Annotated in this window: 15 protein-coding genes; all 15 read left to right on the top strand. The window is 65.9% G+C overall.

What is annotated here, in order from left to right; genetic code table 11:
- Positions 1–60 precede the first annotated feature (60 nt).
- The 15 genes from LOC57_RS08625 (at position 61) to secG (ending at position 18,245) form a co-directional block, all read left to right on the top strand.
- Positions 61–1,794, top strand: a complete 1,734-nt coding sequence (locus LOC57_RS08625; protein WP_229959158.1) for an ABC transporter ATP-binding protein — start codon at positions 61–63, stop codon at positions 1,792–1,794.
- Between the two features lie 8 nt (positions 1,795–1,802).
- On the top strand, positions 1,803–3,749 hold the full coding sequence (locus LOC57_RS08620; RefSeq protein ID WP_229959561.1) for an ABC transporter ATP-binding protein: 1,947 nt from the start codon (positions 1,803–1,805) through the stop codon (positions 3,747–3,749).
- Between the two features lie 9 nt (positions 3,750–3,758).
- Positions 3,759–4,169, top strand: a complete 411-nt coding sequence (locus tag LOC57_RS08615) for a GntR family transcriptional regulator (protein WP_227911316.1) — start codon at positions 3,759–3,761, stop codon at positions 4,167–4,169.
- An 80-nt stretch (positions 4,170–4,249) separates the two neighbouring features.
- Complete coding sequence (gene uvrA, locus LOC57_RS08610; RefSeq protein ID WP_229959156.1) at positions 4,250–7,153, top strand: excinuclease ABC subunit UvrA; 2,904 nt, start codon at positions 4,250–4,252, stop codon at positions 7,151–7,153.
- 105 nt (positions 7,154–7,258) lie between these two features.
- Positions 7,259–7,957: an HAD hydrolase-like protein gene (locus tag LOC57_RS08605; protein WP_229959154.1), complete on the top strand. Its 699-nt coding sequence runs from the start codon at positions 7,259–7,261 to the stop codon at positions 7,955–7,957.
- Entirely contained in the window at positions 7,944–8,612 is a 669-nt protein-coding gene (locus tag LOC57_RS08600) for a lysophospholipid acyltransferase family protein (protein WP_227911319.1), read from the top strand. Before LOC57_RS08605 ends, LOC57_RS08600 begins: the two co-directional genes overlap by 14 nt.
- Positions 8,613–8,707: 95 nt before the next feature.
- The gene (gene uvrC / locus LOC57_RS08595; protein ID WP_229959152.1) at positions 8,708–10,720 is read left to right on the top strand and encodes an excinuclease ABC subunit UvrC; all 2,013 of its coding nucleotides are present in this window, start codon (positions 8,708–8,710) and stop codon (positions 10,718–10,720) included.
- Between the two features lie 119 nt (positions 10,721–10,839).
- Entirely contained in the window at positions 10,840–11,739 is a 900-nt protein-coding gene (gene rapZ / locus LOC57_RS08590) for an RNase adapter RapZ (protein WP_227911321.1), read from the top strand.
- Complete coding sequence (locus LOC57_RS08585) at positions 11,739–12,761, top strand: gluconeogenesis factor YvcK family protein (RefSeq protein WP_227911322.1); 1,023 nt, start codon at positions 11,739–11,741, stop codon at positions 12,759–12,761. The genes rapZ and LOC57_RS08585 overlap by 1 nt, the downstream gene beginning before the upstream one ends.
- A gap of 10 nt (positions 12,762–12,771) precedes the next feature.
- Positions 12,772–13,752 carry a DNA-binding protein WhiA gene (gene whiA, locus LOC57_RS08580; protein ID WP_227911323.1) on the top strand — a complete coding sequence of 327 codons (981 nt, stop codon included), beginning with the start codon at positions 12,772–12,774 and terminating at the stop codon, positions 13,750–13,752.
- A 148-nt stretch (positions 13,753–13,900) separates the two neighbouring features.
- A complete protein-coding gene (locus tag LOC57_RS08575; protein WP_227911324.1) occupies positions 13,901–14,527 on the top strand; it encodes a superoxide dismutase in 627 nt (208 codons plus the stop codon).
- Positions 14,528–14,768: 241 nt separating this feature from the next.
- A complete protein-coding gene (gap, locus tag LOC57_RS08570) occupies positions 14,769–15,773 on the top strand; it encodes a type I glyceraldehyde-3-phosphate dehydrogenase (protein WP_227911325.1) in 1,005 nt (334 codons plus the stop codon).
- 24 nt (positions 15,774–15,797) lie between these two features.
- Positions 15,798–17,024 (top strand): phosphoglycerate kinase, encoded by a 1,227-nt coding sequence (locus tag LOC57_RS08565; RefSeq protein WP_227911326.1) that lies wholly within the window; start codon positions 15,798–15,800, stop codon positions 17,022–17,024.
- A 92-nt stretch (positions 17,025–17,116) separates the two neighbouring features.
- Complete coding sequence (gene tpiA, locus LOC57_RS08560) at positions 17,117–17,932, top strand: triose-phosphate isomerase (RefSeq protein WP_227911327.1); 816 nt, start codon at positions 17,117–17,119, stop codon at positions 17,930–17,932.
- Positions 17,933–17,993: 61 nt separating this feature from the next.
- A complete protein-coding gene (gene secG, locus LOC57_RS08555) occupies positions 17,994–18,245 on the top strand; it encodes a preprotein translocase subunit SecG (protein WP_227911328.1) in 252 nt (83 codons plus the stop codon).
- The last annotated feature ends 30 nt before the right edge of the window (positions 18,246–18,275 follow it).

The raw sequence follows: 18,275 nt of genomic DNA, 5'->3' as shown, positions 1-18,275 counted from the left end.
TTCCGAACCCGGCCCGTGGCGCTATTGTCTTACGCCCGCGGACGGGCGTAAGTTGCAAGGATGCTCCTGAGGCTGGTCCGGCAGAACCTCGCCCCCTATAGAGGCGCGGTCGCCGCCGTCGTTCTCCTGCAGCTGCTGCAGACCGCGGCCACGCTGTACCTTCCCACACTGAATGCAGACATCATTGACCGCGGCGTCGTCACCGGAGATACCGGGGTGATCCTCGACGTCGGCGGCTGGATGCTCGCGGTCACGGCCGGCCAGGTGGTGTGTTCGGTTGCCGCCACCTATCTGGCCTCCCGGGTGGCCATGAGCGCCGGGCGGAACATCCGGTCGCAGCTTTTCACCAACGTGGAGACGTTCTCTTCCCGCGAGGTGGGCCTGTTCGGTCCGCCGTCGCTGATTACCCGGACCACCAATGACGTGCAGCAGGTGCAGATGACCCTGCTGATGACGTTCACCATGATGGTCTCGGCCCCGATCATGGGGGTGGGCGGCGTGCTGCTGGCCCTGAACCAGGACATTCCGCTCTCGGGGATCCTGCTGCTGATCCTGCCGGCCCTGTTTGTGGTGATCGGATTGGTGCTGCGCCGCCTGGTGCCGCTGTTCCGGCGGGCGCAGAAGCAGATTGACAGGGTGAACTCCGTACTGCGCGAGCAGATCATGGGCATTGCGGTGATCCGGGCGTTTATCCGCGAGCGTTCCGAGGAACAGCGGTTCGCCGGCGCCAATGCCGACCTCACCGGCACCCAGCTGCGCGTCAGCCAGCTGCTGGCCCTGCTGTTTCCCGCGGCCATGCTGGTGGCGAACCTGGCCACTGTTGCCGTGATCTGGTTCGGCGCGTTCCGGATTGACGACGGGCAGATGCAGATCGGTGCGCTGACGGCCTTCATTGCCTACATCATGCAGATCCTGATGGCGGTCATGATGTCCATGTTCATGATCATGATGCTGCCCCGCGCTGCCGTCTGTGCGGAACGGATCTATGAGGTCCTGGATACCCGCACCAGCGTCAGCGACGCCCCGGGGGCTGGCACGCTGGCGTACGACGGCGGCCGGCTCACCTTCACCGACGTCGGCTACAGCTACCCGGGTGCCGAGGATCCCGTGCTGTTCAACATCAGCTTCGAGGCGCTGCCCGGACAGACCACGGCGATCATCGGGTCCACGGGTGCCGGGAAGACCACGCTGCTGAACCTGGTGCCCCGGCTGCTGGACGCCACCTCCGGGCGCATTGCGGTGGACGGGCAGGACATAGCGGGAGTGACACTGTCATCGCTGCGTGCCGGAATAGGCCTGGTGCCGCAGCGCGCCTACCTCTTCAGCGGCACCATCGCCTCCAACCTCCGCTTCGGCAAACCCGAGGCTACCGACGAGGAGCTGTGGGCTGCACTGGAGACGGCGCAGGCCGCCGCGTTTGTCCGTGCCGGGGAGGGCGGGCTGGAGCATCCCGTGGAGCAGGGCGGCGCGAACTTCTCCGGAGGCCAGCGCCAGCGGCTGGCCATAGCCCGCGCGCTGGTGGTGCGCCCGTCCATCTACCTGTTCGATGACAGCTTCTCCGCGCTGGACTTCGCCACCGACGCACGGCTGCGGGCAGCGCTGAAACCACAGACCCGCAATGCCACCGTGATTGTGGTGGCCCAGCGCGTGAACACCATTACCGACGCAGCGCGGATCGTGGTCCTGGACGAAGGCCGGATTGTCGGACAGGGAACGCATGCCGAACTGATGGAATCCACGGCAACGTACCGGGAGATCGTTGCCTCGCAGCTCACCGCGGAGGAAGTAGCGTGAGCGGGCCCATGCGGGGACGCCCGGGCGCAGGAGCCGCCGCCAAGCCGGAGAACTTCGCCGGCAGTGTCCGGCGGCTGATGGGACTGATGGCCCCGGACCGGCTGCGGGTGGCTGCGGTGCTGCTTTCTGCCGTCGTCTCCGTGGCGCTCGCCGTCTCCGCGCCCCGGATCCTGGGCGAGGCCACCAACGTCATCTTCGACGGGTTCATCGGGCAGGGGCTTCCGGCGGGGACGAGCAAGGACGCACAGGTACAGGCGCTCCGGGATACGGGGGAGGGGAAACTGGCCGACATGCTCGCCGCCATGGATGTGGTGCCCGGGCAGGGGCTGGACTTCGGCCGGCTGGGCGGGATCCTGCTGGGCGTGCTGGCCATCTACCTGGCCGCTTTCGTGTTCGGCTGGTTCCAGGCCCGGGTGACGGCCCGGATTGTGCAGAACGCAATGTACCGGCTGCGCCGCGACGTGGACGGGAAGCTGTTCCGCCTGCCCATGTCCCATTTCCAGCAGCAGTCACGCGGAGACGTACTGAGCCGGGTCACCAATGACATCGACAACCTGGCGCAGACCCTCTCCCAGAGCCTGACCCAGATCATCACCTCGGTGCTGACCATCATCGGCGTGCTGGCGATGATGATCTCCATCTCCCCGCTGCTGGCCCTGGTCGCCGTGATCACGGTGCCGGTTTCCGCACTGGTGACGGTGCTTATCGCGCGGCGCTCGCAGGCGGAGTTCAAGACCCAGTGGAAGTCCACCGGAGAGGTCAACGGCTACATCGAGGAAATGTTCACCGGGCAGGACGTGGTGAAGGCCTTCGGCCAGCAGCAGCGGGTGATCGAGGGCTTTGCCCCGGCGAACAACCGGCTGTTCCGCTCCGCGTTCCGGGCCCAGTTCGTATCCGGGATCATCATGCCGGCCATGATGTTCATTTCGAACCTGAACTACGTCGCCGTTGCCGTGGTGGGCGGACTGCAGGTGGCCAACGGCCAGCTGTCCATCGGAGGAGTGCAGGCCTTTGTCCAGTACAGCCGGCAGTTCAGCCAGCCGCTGGGGCAGCTGGGCGGGCTGATCAACATGCTGCAGTCCGGCGTCGCCTCCGCTGAACGGGTGTTCGCCCTGCTGGACGCCAAGGAGCAGGAACCGGATCCGGTGCAGCCGGAACACCTGCACAACGTGCGCGGCCGGGTGGCCTTCGAGGACGTCTCCTTCAGCTACAGCCCGGAGGCCCCGCTTATCCGGGACCTGTCGTTCACGGCGGAGCCGGGGCAGACCGTGGCCATTGTCGGTCCCACGGGAGCGGGAAAAACCACCTTGGTGAACCTGCTGATGCGTTTCTACGACGTCGACGCCGGGCGGATCACCGTCGACGGAACCGACATTGCCCGGCTGCGCCGCGAGGAGCTGCGCAGCACCATGGGCATGGTGCTCCAGGACGCGTGGCTCTTCGAGGGCACGGTACGGGAGAACCTCGCCTACGGCGCTCCGGACGCTACCGAGAAGGACATCAGGGCCGCGGCGGCAGCTACGCACGTGGACCACTTTGTCCGGTCCCTGCCGGAGGGGTATGACACAGTGCTCGGCTACGACGGCGGCACGCTCAGCCAGGGCCAGCGGCAGCTGCTGACCATCGCCCGGGCCTGGCTGTCGGACCCGTCCATCCTGATCCTGGACGAGGCCACCAGCTCCGTGGACACCCGCACCGAGATTTCCATCCGCCTGGCCATGAACGCCCTGCGGCAGGACCGGACCAGCTTCGTCATTGCGCACCGGCTGTCCACCATCCGCGACGCGGACGTGATCCTGGTGGTGCGGGACGGGCGGATCGTGGAGCAGGGCACCCATGACGCACTGCTGGCCGCGGAGGGGTTCTACTCCGAGCTGTACCGCTCCCAGTTTGCCGGGCAGGCGGACGCCCAGGAGCAGGGGCTTTCGGCACCTGCCGACCCTTCCGGGCACTAGCATGGCACCATGACTTCTGATCCCAGCCCACAGCGCACCTCTGCCGGCAGCGACGCCGGGGTGCTCAAGTGGATCCGCATTGATGCCGCCAGTTCGGTGCCGCCGTATGAACAGCTCCGCCTGCAGATCCTGGACGCGGCAAACGAGGGGCGGCTCGCCGTCGGGACCCGGCTGCCCCCGGTCCGTGCCCTGGCCGGCTACCTTGGCCTGGCCGTGAACACCGTGGCCCGCGCCTACCGGGAACTGGAACAGGCGCAGGTGGTCACCACCCGTTCCCGCGCCGGCACAGTGATTGCCGCCGGCAGCGATACCGGCCGGACCAGGGTGGCCGAGGCGGCGCGCACCTACGCTGATGCCGTCCGCGCCAACGGGGTGTCCCCTGACGAAGCCGTCTCCTTCCTGCGTGCAGCCCTGCAATAGGGCGGCCAGCGCTTCGCCTGCGGCGAAACACCGCACCTCGAATACGTTTTCGAATCAGCGTTTGAACTAGAGTGGAAAACGTGCCTAAATCGACTCTTACGACGGCGGACACCACGTTTGCGCCGCATACTGCCAATGACCTTTCCCGCCTGGTAGTGAAAGGTGCGCGCGAGCACAACCTCCAAAACGTTGACCTGGACCTGCCGCGGGACGCCATGATCGTCTTCACCGGCCTCTCCGGCTCGGGCAAGTCCTCGCTGGCGTTCGACACCATCTTCGCGGAGGGGCAGCGGCGCTACGTCGAGTCACTCTCCGCCTACGCGCGCATGTTCCTGGGCCAGGTGGACAAGCCTGACGTTGACTTCATCGAGGGCCTCTCGCCCGCGGTTTCCATCGACCAGAAGTCCACCAGCAAGAACCCGCGCTCCACGGTGGGCACCATCACCGAGATCCACGACTACATGCGCCTGCTCTGGGCCCGTGTGGGCCGGCCGTTCTGCCCCGTCTGCGGCGAGCCCGTCAGCCGCCAGACCCCGCAGGCCATCGTGGACCAGCTCCTGGAACTGGAAGAGGGCACCCGCTACCAGGTCCTCGCCCCCGTGGTCCGCGGCCGCAAGGGCGAGTTCGTGGACCTGTTCAAGGAACTCGCCGCCAAGGGCTACTCCCGCGCCCGCGTGGACGGCAAGCAGATCCAGCTCTCCGACCCGCCCAAGCTGGGCAAGCAGATCAAGCACAACATCGAAGTGGTGGTGGACCGCCTCGTTGCCAAGGAAGGCATCCGGCAGCGGCTGACCGACTCCGTGGAAACCGCCCTCGGCCTGGCCGACGGCCGCGTGGTGGTGGACTTCGTGGACCGTCCCGAAGACAGCGAGGACCGCACCCGCACCTTCTCCGAAAACCTGGCCTGCCCCAACGAGCACCCGCTGGCCATCGACGAGATCGAGCCGCGCTCCTTCTCCTTCAACAACCCCTTCGGTGCATGCCCGGTCTGCACCGGCATCGGCTCGCGGCTGGAGGTGGACGAGGACCTGATCATCCCGGACCCGTCCAAGTCCCTGGCCGAAGGCGCCATCGCGCCCTGGTCCCTGGGCACCGCCACCACCGAGTACTGGAACCGGCTGCTCGACGGCTTGGCCAAGGACATGGGCTTCTCCATGGACACCCCGTGGAAGAAGTTGCCTGCCAAGGTCCGCGAGGCCGTGCTCAACGGCAAGGACCACAAGGTGGTGGTCCAGTACCGGAACCGCTTCGGCCGTGAACGCAAGTACAGCACCGGCTTCGAAGGCGTCATCCAGTACATCCACCGCAAGCACCAGGAAACCGAATCCGACCATGCCCGCGACCGGTACGAAGAGTACATGCGCGAAATCGCCTGCCCCGAGTGCGGCGGCGCGCGCCTGAACCCGGCGTCCCTGTCGGTGCTGATCAACGGCCGCAACATTGCCGAGATCAGCGCCCTGCCGCTGCGCGAGGCCGCCGACTTCCTCGGAACACTCACGCTCACCGGCCGTGAAGCACAGATTGCCAGCAACGTACTGAAGGAAATCCAGGCCCGCCTGACCTTCCTGCTCGACGTCGGGCTGGAATACCTGAGCCTGAACCGGCCGGCAGCAACCCTGTCCGGCGGCGAAGCCCAGCGCATCCGCCTGGCCACGCAGATCGGCTCCGGCCTCGTGGGCGTGCTGTACGTGCTGGATGAACCGTCCATCGGCCTGCACCAGAAGGACAACCGGCGGCTGATCGAAACCCTCAGCCGGCTGCGCAGCCTGGGCAACACCCTGATCGTGGTGGAACACGACGAAGACACCATCCAGGAAGCGGACTGGATTGTCGACGTCGGCCCGGGGGCAGGGGAGCGCGGCGGCGAGATTGTGCATTCCGGCTCGCTGGCGGACCTGCTCACGAACGAGCGTTCCATTACCGGCGCCTACCTCTCCGGCCGGAAGAAGATCGAGATCCCGGCCAAGCGGCGCAAGGTGGACAAGACCCGCCAGCTGAAGATTGTCGGGGCGCGGGAAAACAACCTGCAGAACCTGAACGTGGACATTCCCCTGGGCGTGTTCACCGCAGTGACCGGTGTCAGCGGTTCGGGCAAGTCCACCCTGATCAACGACATCCTGTACAAGACCATGGCCAACAAGCTCAACGGCGCCAAGCATGTGGCCGGCCGGCACACCCGGGTGGAGGGCCTGGAGCAGCTGGACAAGGTTATCCATGTGGACCAGAGCCCCATCGGCCGCACGCCGCGCTCCAACCCGGCCACCTACACCGGCGTCTGGGACCACATCCGCAAGCTCTTCGCCGAGACCAACGAGGCGAAGGTGCGCGGCTACCTTCCGGGCCGGTTCTCCTTCAACGTGAAGGGCGGGCGCTGCGAGGCCTGCCACGGCGACGGCACCCTGAAGATCGAAATGAACTTCCTGCCGGACGTTTACGTACCCTGCGAGGTATGCCACGGCGCCCGGTTCAACCGGGAGACCATGGAGGTCCACTACAAGGGCAAGAACATTGCCGAGGTCCTGGACATGCCTATCGAGGAAGCCGCGGAGTTCTTCGCCGCCTTCGGGCCCATTTCCCGGCACCTGAACACCCTGGTGGACGTGGGCCTGGGCTATGTCCGGCTGGGCCAGCCGGCCACCACGCTGTCCGGGGGCGAGGCGCAGCGTGTGAAGCTGGCCAGCGAGCTGCAGAAGCGTTCCAACGGCCGCAGCATCTACGTGCTGGACGAGCCCACTACGGGCCTGCACTTCGAAGACGTCCGGAAGCTCCTGGAAGTGCTGCAGGGCTTGGTGGACAAGGGCAACACGGTGGTGACCATCGAGCACAACCTCGACGTGATCAAGAGTGCCGACTGGATCATCGATATGGGTCCCGACGGCGGCACCGGCGGCGGCAAGGTGGTCGCCTCGGGCACCCCGGAGAAGGTGGCCAAGGTCGAAGGCAGCCACACCGCCACGTTCCTGGCGGAGATCCTCAACCCGTAAGGCACACCGGCTGCACGCCGGCGCAGGAATATGTCGCGGTCCGACATATTCCTGCGCCGGTATACCTTTTCGCGTTAGCCCGCTTTGGTATGCCAAACTTGGGCCGTGACTTCTCCCCGGCTCTTGGTTCTTTTTGATTTGGATGGAACGCTGGTTGACCCGGCGGACGCCATCACCGGCGGCATCAGTGCCGCACTTGCCGCCTGCGGCCTGCCGGTGCCTTCAGGGGCGGACCTGCAGCGAATGGTCGGTCCGGCTCTGGTGACCTCGCTGCGGGACATTGCCGGGGTTCCCGCCGACCTGCTGGACGAGGTCATCGGACGCTACCGCGCCGGCTACCGGGAGTCCGGAATGGCACAGAGCCGTCCGTACCCCGGCATCCGAGCAGCTGTCGAACGCCTCCGGGAGAACCACACGGTTGCCGTAGCCACCCAGAAGCCCGAGCCGCTGGCCGCGGAACTCCTCGGCGTCCAGCAGCTTGCGGACCTGTTTGCGTCCGTGCACGGCTCACCTGCCGATGAGCAGGCCGCCGCCGCCCTGGACGGCAAGCGCAGCATCATCCGCGCCGCCCTGGACCGGCACAAGGGTTCCTATGACCGCGCCGTGATGATCGGCGACCGAAGGCACGACGTCGAGGGCGCCTCCGCCAACGGCTTGGACTGCATTGGCGTCTCCTGGGGATTCGCAGCGGCAGGAGAGCTGGAAGAAGCAGGTGCAGCCGCCGTCGTTGCCACCGCTGATGACCTGGTGGATACGGTGCTGCGGTACGCACGGAACGGATCGGCACTCCATGGCGCTGTATAACCTCACCAGGACAGGTATCCGCGCATTCGTGGGCGGGCTGTGCCGGCCAACCATCACCGGCCTGGAGAATGTTCCCGCCACTGGGCCCTTTATCGTCGCCTGCAATCACTTGTCCTTCCTGGACAGCGTGCTGGTGCAGGCGCTGCTGCCGCGGCGTGTCGGATTCTTCGCCAAGGCCGAATACTTCACCGGCACCGGGCTGAAGGGCTACGCCATGAAGAGCTTCTTCGAGGGTGTCGGTTCCATCCCGGTGCAGCGGGACCAGCAGGCCGCCAGCGTCGCGGCGCTGAAGACGCTGCTGGACATCCTCGAGGAGGGCGGGGGTGTGGGGATCTATCCCGAGGGCACCCGTTCCCGCGACGGACTGCTGTACCGCGGCCGCACCGGCGTGGGCTGGCTGGCACTGACCTCCGGCGCCCCGGTGGTGCCCGTGGGCCTGATCGGCACGGAAAACCTGCAGCCAGCGGGCAAGAAAACCGTCAAGCCCGGGCACTTCACCCTCAAGGTGGGACCGCCCCTGTACTTCCAAAAGACCGGGCCGGACCACGCCCTGCCCGCCCGGCGCCAGGCCACGGACCGCGTTATGGACGCCATCGCCGAGCTGAGCGGCCAGGAACGCTCCGAGAGTTATAACCGGAACCGCCCCGAGGGGTAAGGCGCGGTCACGCACCAGGGCGCCCGGGGTTCAGCGCCGGGCGAAACCGCACGGCGTCGTCCGGCCGCACCCGCGGGCGAACGTAGGATGGAAAAGTGGCAGATCCAGCAACTTACCGGCCGAAAACAGGGGAGATCCCCACCGCCCCGGGCGTCTACCGTTTCCGGGATGAACACGGCCGGGTCATTTACGTGGGCAAGGCCAAGAACCTCCGCTCCCGCCTGAACTCCTATTTCGCGAATCCGCGCGGGCTGATGCCCAAAACGCGTGCCATGGTGCATACCGCGGCCAGCGTGGAATGGACGGTGGTGGGCACCGAGCTCGAAGCGCTGCAGCTCGAGTACACCTGGATCAAGGAATTCAATCCCCGGTTCAACATCATGTTCCGGGACGACAAGTCCTACCCCTACCTGGCCGTCACCATGGGAGAGAAGTACCCGCGGGCGCAGGTCATGCGGGGGGACCGGCGCAAGGACACCCGCTACTTCGGCCCGTTCTATCCGGCCAAGGCCATCCGCGAAACCCTCGACACGCTGTTGCGCGTCTTCCCGGTCCGCACCTGCAGCAGCGGAGTGTTCAAGCGGGCCGAGCGCACCGGCCGGCCGTGCCTGCTGGGCTACATCGACAAGTGCTCCGCACCCTGCGTGGGACGGATCAGCCCCGAGGACCACCGCCAGCTGGCCGCTGAACTGTGCGACTTCATGGCGGGGGAGGGCAAACGCTTCATCTCCGGCCTGGAAAAGGAGATGCAGGCAGCCGTCGCCGAACTGGACTATGAATCCGCCGCCCGGCTCCGCGATGACATCTCCGCCCTGCGGAAGGTCTTCGAGCGCAACAACGTAGTCCTGAGCGAAGACACCGACGCGGACATCTTCGCCCTGGAAGAAGACGAGCTGGAAGCCTCGGCCCAGGTTTTCCACGTCCGCGGCGGGCGCATCCGCGGCCAGCGCGGCTGGGTTGTGGAAAAGGTGGAGGACAACGACACCGCGGACCTGGTGGAACACCTGATCCAGCAGGTCTACGGCTCGGCAAACTCCACGGACCGGATCCCGCGCCAGGTGCTGGTTCCCGTGCTGCCGCCCAACGCCGAAGAACTTGCCGAATGGCTGTACGGACTGCGCGGAGCCCGCGTGGACATCCGGGTGCCCATGCGTGGCGACAAAAAAGCGCTGATGGAAACCGTGGCCCGGAACGCATCGGATGCACTGCGCCTGCACAAAAGCCGCAGGGCCGGGGACATTACCACCCGTTCGGCTGCCCTGCAGGAACTGCAGGAGGCCCTGGATCTGGCCTCCCCGCCGCTGCGCATCGAGTGCTACGACATCTCCCACGTTTCCGGCACCAACGTGGTGGCCTCCATGGTGGTGGCTGAAGACGGCCTGCCGAAGAAATCGGACTACCGCAAGTTCTCCATCACCGGCGACGCAGCCCGGGACGACACGGCGTCCATGTATGACGTTATTTCGCGCCGCTTCCGCAACTACCTGGCCGAGAATGCGGACCCTGCCGCCGATCCCGACGCCCCGACGGACCTGCCCGACGAGCGCGCCGGCGGCCCCGACGCCGACGTCCGGCCCCTGACCGACACGCTGACCCCGGCGCCAAAGGCCAAGTTCGCCTACCCGCCGAACCTGGTGGTGGTGGACGGCGGGCAGCCCCAGGTTGCCGCGGCCTCCAAGGCCCTGGACGATCTGGGCATCACGGACGTGCAGGTGGTGGGGCTCGCCAAGCGCCTGGAGGAAGTATGGGTGCCGAACAGCGACTTCCCGGTGATCCTGCCGCGTGCTTCCGAAGCCCTGTTCCTGCTGCAGCGCATCCGCGACGAGGCGCACCGCTTTGCCATCACCTTCCACCGGCAGAAGCGCGGCAAATCCATGACCGCTTCGCTGCTGGACGAAGTACCCGGACTCGGCCCGGCCAAACGCCAGGCACTGCTTAAGCAGTTCGGTTCCGTGAAGAAACTGCGTGCGGCCACGGAGGAGGAACTGCGCCAGGTTCCCGGCATCGGTCCCGCCATGGCCGCTAACCTGCGCAGCCGGTTGGCCGATAAAGATATGGCGGGGGCTCCGGCGGTCAATATGACCACCGGCGAAATCCTGGAAACTTAGTTAGTCTTGGAAAACCGGCGTGTCGTCACTACGGCGTGTCGGAGGATGCCGCATACGGTTTCCGCTGCACCAGCGCCGGCGCAACCGGGCAACAGGGTAAACAGGATGGGATCACAGCAATGACGCAAGAGGACGGGTTGACCATAGTCAAGCCTGAGGAATCGGAACTGCTCGTGGTCACGGGCATGTCCGGTGCCGGACGGAGCACGGCCGCCAATGCGTTGGAAGACCACGGCTGGTACGTGGTGGAGAACCTGCCGCCGCTCATGCTGGGTACCCTCACCGAACTCGTTTCCCGGATGCCGCAGTCCATTCCCAAGCTCGCCGTCGTCATCGACGTCCGGAGCAAGGAACTGTTCCAGGACATCCGCGAAGCGCTGCGCAACCTGCGCACCGCCGGGGTAACCTACCGCCTGCTGTTCCTGGACGCCGACGACGCCACCCTGGTCCGCCGGTTTGAGCAGGGCCGCCGTCCGCACCCGCTGCAGGGGGACGGCAGTATCCTAGACGGCATCGCCGCCGAACGCGAGGTAGTGCAGGAACTGCGCGATTCCTCCGACGTCGTGGTGGACACCTCCAAGCTGAACGTCCATGCCCTGGCCACCACGGTGACCGAGCTTTTCACCGAGTCCGGCCCCATTGTGCTGCGCCTGAACATCATGAGCTTCGGCTTCAAATACGGGCTCCCCGTTGACGCCAACTACGTGGCCGATGTCCGCTTCATTCCCAACCCGCACTGGGTCCCGCAGCTGCGTCCGCACACCGGGCTGGATGAGGACGTCCGGGACTACGTGCTGCAGGCCAAGGGCACCGCTGAATTCCTGGACCGCTACGTCGAGGCGCTGGAGCCCGTGATTGACGGCTACCGCCGAGAGAACAAGCACTACGCAACCATCGCCGTGGGCTGCACGGGCGGTAAGCACCGTTCCGTGGCGGTCACCGAGGAACTGGCCAAGCGCCTTGCCCAGCTGCCCCGGGTCACGGTCAGCTCGCACCACCGGGATCTGGGGCGCGAATAATGTCCTTCCTCACCGGCCCGCTGCCCCTGATTCCGGAGGGCAAGGCCGGCCGGGGGAGCGGTGGCGGTCCCGGATCGGTAGTCGCGCTGGGAGGCGGCCACGGCCTTTCCGCTTCGCTTTCCGCCCTGCGCCTGCTGACCACCGACCTCACCGCCGTCGTGACGGTGGCCGACGACGGCGGTTCCTCCGGCCGGCTGCGCCGCGAGCTCGGCGTCCTCCCGCCCGGCGACCTGCGCATGGCGCTGGCTGCGCTCTGCGATGACACTGACTGGGGCCGGACCTGGCGCGACGTGATGCAGCACCGTTTCCGCTCCCAGCCCGGGGTGGACGGCTCCCTGGACGACCATGCGCTGGGCAACCTGCTGATCGTCACGCTCTGGGAGCTGCTGGGGGATCCGGTGGCCGGACTGCAGTGGGCCGGAGCGCTGCTCGGTGCCCGCGGACAGGTCCTGCCGATGTCCACTATGCCGCTGACCATTGAGGGCGACGTGATCCGCCGCACGCCGGACGGGGACCGGGTGGAAACCGTCAGCGGCCAGGCCCGGCTGGCAGCTGCAGGGGCCCGCACCAATGTGACGGACGTACGGCTGCTGCCCACCGACGCGCCGGCCTGTCCGGCTGCCCTGGACGCCATTGAGGGCGCCGACTGGGTGATTCTGGGGCCGGGGTCCTGGTACACCTCGGTCCTGCCTCACCTGATGCTGCCGCAGATGCGCGACGCACTGTGCGCCACGGCAGCCAAGCGGTGCCTGACCATGAACCTCAGCAACGAAACCACTGAAACTGCAGGCATGAGCGCGGTGGACCACCTCGCCGTAATCCGGCGCTACGCACCGGAGTTCAAAGTGGACGCGGTGCTGGCGGATCCGTCGGTGGTGGGTGACCGCGCGGCCTTCGAGGACGCTGTCGCCCAAATGGGCGGCCGAGCCGTCTTCGGTAAGGTGGGGGCAGCGACGGGGCGTCCGATCCATGATCCGCTCCGCCTCGCAACCGCCTTCCACGATATTTTTGGGGAGAACTAGGAGTGTATTTGTGGCGTTGACCGCAGCTGTAAAAGAGGAACTGTCACGGCTGGACGTGAAGAAGTCCTCGGTCCGAAAGGCCGAAGTGTCGGCAATGCTGCGTTTTGCCGGCGGGCTGCACATTATTTCCGGGCGCATCGTCATTGAGGCCGAGGTGGACCTCGCGTCCACGGCCCGCCGGCTCCGCTCGGCCATTGCCGAGGTCTATGGGCACGCCAGCGACATCATTGTGGTGTCCGGCGGGGGACTGCGCCGCGGGAACCGCTATGTGGTGCGTGTGGTCCGCGACGGGGAGTCCCTGGCGCGGCAGACCGGCCTGCTGGATGCCCGGGGAAGACCCGTCCGCGGCCTGCCCTCCGTGGTGGTCAACGGTTCTGCCGCCGACGCCGAGGCTGTCTGGCGCGGAGCGTTCCTCGCCCACGGTTCGCTCACCGAGCCCGGACGCTCGTCCTCCCTGGAGGTCACCTGCCCCGGGCCCGAGGCGGCCCTGGCCCTGGTGGGCTCCGCACGCCGGATCGGCATCGCCGCCAAGGCGCGCGAGGTGCGCGGCGTTGACCGGGTAGTGATCCGCGACGGCGACACCATTGCCGCCCTGCTGACCCGGATGGGCGCCCACGACGCGCTGATGGTCTGGGAAGAGCGCCGCATGCGCAAGGAAGTGCGGGCGACCGCCAACCGCCTGGCGAATTTCGACGACGCGAATCTCCGCCGTTCCGCGCAGGCCGCCGTTGCTGCCGGCGCACGGGTGGAACGAGCCCTGGAGATCCTCGGCGAGGACGTGCCCGAGCACCTGCGCTACGCGGGTGAATTGCGCGTTGCGCATAAGCAGGCCAGCCTGGACGAGCTCGGGCACCTGGCCGACCCGCCCATGACCAAGGACGCCATTGCGGGGAGAATCCGCCGTTTGCTGGCCATGGCGGACAAACGTGCGGCGGAATTGGGCATTCCGGGTACCGAATCCAGTGTCACTCCGGAAATGTTGGACGAATAGCGCCGTCCCGGCCCGGCAGCCCAATGTTGGCTGGATGGCGTAATTGCATAGGATGGACTAAGTCTGCTGCCTTTTGGGGCGGCACGAAGAATTTCCGGATGGGAATTCCGTCCGGATCTTTGATCCGACACTTCAACGGAGGATTTTCGTGAACGAATACACACTGCCGGAACTGCCGTACGACTACGCAGCCCTGGAACCGCACATTTCCGCACGCATCATGGAGCTGCACCACGACAAGCACCATGCCACGTACGTAGCCGGCGCGAACACTGCCCTGGCCCAGATGGCCGAAGCACGCGACAAGGGCGAGTTCGGTACCATCGGCAAGCTCTCCAAGGACCTGGCCTTCCACCTGGGCGGCCACACCAACCACAGCATTTTCTGGAACAACATGTCCCCGGACGGCGGCGACAAGCCCGAAGGCGAGCTGGCGGCAGCCATTGACGAGTTCTTCGGCTCCTTCGACGGCTTCCGCGGCCAGTTCACTGCCGTGGCCAACTCCATCCAGGGCTCCGGCTGGTCCATCCTGGCCTACGAACCGCTGGGCAAGAACCTCGTTATCGAGCAGCTCTACGATCAGCAGGGCAACGTTCCCGTCGGAACCATCCCGCTGCTGATGCTGGATATGTGGGAGCACTCCTACTACCTCGACTACGCCAACGTGAAGGGCGACTACGTCAAGGCATGGTGGAACATCGTCAACTGGGCCGACGTCGCCGCACGTTTCGACGCCGCCCGCACCGGTGCGAAGTCGCTGATCGTTCCCGCCTAGTCGCCGCCTGTGCCGCACAATTGTGCGGGTGCCCCGGTCCCTACGGGGACTGTGACGCGTAAGATAAATCCGTAGGTCCCCGTCCAGCCGGCAGCGCCGGCAGGACGGGGCCACGGCCCCGTTCCGCCGGCACTGCCGGAAAGCTTTCCCCAGCGGAACGTGTCAGGCCGCAGTCAGTCCGGTGGCTTCATACCCGAGGTCACACAGTTCTCAATTGACCCCCTATCAAGGAGACAGAAAAGTGACTACTCGTGTTGGAATCAACGGATTCGGACGTATCGGCCGCAACTACTTCCGAGCCGCCCTGGAGCAGAACGCAGACCTCGACATTGTCGCCGTCAACGACCTGACCAGCCCCGAAACCCTCGCCCACCTCCTGAAGTACGACTCCGTGACCGGCCGGCTGGGCGCCGACCTCGAAGTGCGTGAAGGCAACATTGTGGTGGGAGGCAAGACCATCAAGGTCCTTGCCGAACGCGATCCCTCCAACCTTCCCTGGAAAGACCTCGGCGTAGACATCGTCATCGAGTCCACCGGGTTCTTCACCAAGGCCGAAGACGCCAAGAAGCACCTTGATGCGGGTGCGAAAAAGGTCCTGATCTCCGCTCCGGGCAAAGGCTCGGACATCACCGTCGTGATGGGCGTCAACGACGGCGACTACAACCCCGCCAGCCACAACATCATTTCCAATGCCTCCTGCACCACGAACTGCCTCGGCCCGCTGGCCAAGGTCCTGCACGAAGCCTTCGGCATCGAGCGCGGCCTGATGACCACCGTGCACGCCTACACTGCAGACCAGAACCTGCAGGACGGCCCGCACCGGGACCTGCGCCGGGCACGTGCCGCAGCCCTGAACATTGTTCCCACCTCCACCGGAGCAGCCAAGGCTATCGGCCTGGTCCTGCCGGAACTGGACGGCAAGCTGGACGGCTTCGCCCTGCGTGTTCCGGTCCCCACAGGTTCGGTCACCGACCTCACGGTCACCGTGGGCCGGGAAGCCTCCGTGGATGAAATCAACGATGTCTACAAGACGGCCGCCAGCGGTCCGCTGGCCGGGATCCTGCGCTACACCGACGAGCCGATTGTGTCCTCCGACATCGTCACCGACCCGGCCTCCTGCATCTTCGACTCGGGCCTGACCCGCGTAATGGGCAACGAAGTAAAGGTTGTTGGCTGGTACGACAACGAGTGGGGCTACTCCAACCGACTGGTGGACCTCACCACGCTCGTTGCCTCCAAGCTTTAACCAACCGAGTACGCAAAGGTAGACATGACTGTCAAAACTCTCTCCGACCTGATCAGCGACGGCGTCGAGGACAGGTACGTGCTCGTCCGATCGGATCTGAATGTTCCGTTGGACGACGGCCGGGTCACCGACGACGGCCGCATCCGTGCCTCCATCCCCACTCTCCAGGTTCTGGTGGAGCACGGTGCCAAGGTCATTGTGATGGCTCACCTCGGCCGTCCCAAGGGGCAGCCGGACGAGAAGTACTCGCTGCGTCCCGCCGTCGACCGCCTCGACGAGCTCGCACCGTTTTCGGTGGAGTTCGCCGAGGACGTGGTCGGCGGCAGCGCGAGCGGGCTGGCCGGTTCGCTGGCTTCAGGTTCCGTGCTGGTGCTGCAGAACATCCGGTTCGACCCGCGTGAGACCTCCAAGGACGACGCCGAGCGGCAGGCACTTGCCCGTGACCTGGCGGCGCTGACCGGCGGCAACGGAGCGTACGTGGATGATGCCTTCGGTGCAGTGCACCGCAAGCACGCCAGCGTCTACGACATCGCCGAAGTCCTGCCGGCCTACGAGGGCGACCTGGTCCATACCGAGGTCCAGGTGCTCAAGCGCCTCACCGAAAACCCGGAAAAACCCTACGTGGTGGTGCTGGGCGGTTCGAAGGTTTCGGACAAGCTGGCAGTGATCGAAAACCTGATGGACCGCGCCGACTACCTGCTGGTGGGAGGTGGAATGGTGTTCACGTTCCTGGCCGCACAGGGATACAACGTGGGCGCCTCCCTGCTTGAGGCAGACCAGATCGAAAATGTGAAGGGCTACCTCAGCCGGGCAAAGGAAGTGGGCTGCGAGTTCGTCCTGCCCACCGACATTGTGGTGGCGGACAAGTTCGCTGCCGATGCCGACGTCCAGACCGTTCCTGCGGACGCGATGGAGAGCAGCCGCTTCGGTGCCGCCGGCATCGGCCTGGACATCGGTCCGGATTCCGCGGACGCGTTTGCCGAACATATCGGCAAGGGCCGGACCATCTTCTGGAACGGCCCCATGGGCGTGTTCGAGTTCGAGGCCTTCGCCAATGGCACCCGCGCCGTAGCACAGGCACTGAAGGACTCCTCGGGCTTCAGCGTGGTCGGTGGCGGCGATTCGGCGGCGGCAGTGCGCAAGCTCGGGTTCTCGGAAGCCGACTTCGGGCACATCTCCACCGGCGGCGGCGCCAGCCTCGAATATCTGGAAGGCAAGGCCCTGCCGGGCCTCACCGTCCTGGACCAGTAGTTTCCCGGTGCGGGTCCGCGGCCCTCAACAGCTGCGGACCCGCATCTGCATGTCCTGTCCCAAGAACCATTAAGCAAGAAACCGGAGCAACCATGACAACCTCCACGAACGGCAAGTTCGACCGCACACCCCTGATCGCCGGCAACTGGAAGATGAACATGGACCACGTCCAGGGCATCACCCTGCTGCAGAAGCTGGCCTGGACCCTCAGCGACGCCCGCCACGACTACGGCCGCGTGGAGGTGGTCGTGTTCCCTCCGTTCACCGACCTGCGCAGCACGCAGACCCTGGTGGCCGGCGACAAGCTGAAGGTGGAATACGGAGCCCAGGATCTTTCCCCGAAGGATTCGGGCGCCTACACGGGCGACATCTCCGGACAGTTCCTCTCCAAGCTCGGCTGCAGCTACGTCCTGGTGGGCCACAGCGAACGCCGTGCAGTGCACGGCGAAACCGACGAGCTGCTGAATGAAAAGCTGAAGGCTGCCTACCGCAACAACCTTGTACCCGTCCTCTGCGTGGGGGAGGGCCTTGAGGTCCGCCAGGCCGGAGACCACGTGATGCACACCCTGGAGCAGGTCCGCGCCGACCTCGCCGGACTGGACGCCGAGCAGGTCTCCACCCTGGTCATCGCGTACGAACCCATCTGGGCCATCGGCACCGGCGAAGTAGCCGGACCGGATGATGCACAGGAAATGTGCGCCGCCATCCGCGCCGAAATCGCCGATCTGTACGACGACGCGACAGCCGCCAAGACCCGCCTGCTTTACGGCGGCTCGGTCAAGGCCGCAAACGCAGCAAGCATTCTGGGCGAACGCGACGTGGACGGCGTGCTGGTGGGCGGTGCCAGTTTGGATGTAGGCGAATTTGCTAATATTGTCAGGTTCGAACAACATCTGGTGACTGACTGAACTGCAGCTGAAGGACGCCGCAGCGGCGTCCCCAATCCATGAGTCACCCGAAAGGCCGTAAGTGGAAATTCTGAAGATCATCCTGCTGGTGCTTCTTGCCATCACGAGCCTGCTGCTGACGCTGCTTATCCTGCTGCACAAAGGCCGCGGCGGCGGTATGTCGGACATGTTCGGCGGCGGCATGACCAGCAGCCTCGGCTCCTCCGGTGTTGCCGAAAAGAACCTCAACCGTTTCACCGTGGCCCTGGCCCTGTCCTGGGGCCTGGTTATCGTGGCTCTGGGACTGCTCCAGCGCTTCTCGGGCGAAGCCTAGGCACGCACCCCGGACACGGGAAGACATAAA

It is taken from the genome of Arthrobacter sp. zg-Y750 (assembly GCF_020907365.1).
Taxonomy (GTDB): domain Bacteria; phylum Actinomycetota; class Actinomycetes; order Actinomycetales; family Micrococcaceae; genus Arthrobacter_B.
This window is presented reverse-complemented; position numbering and strand designations above follow the sequence as displayed.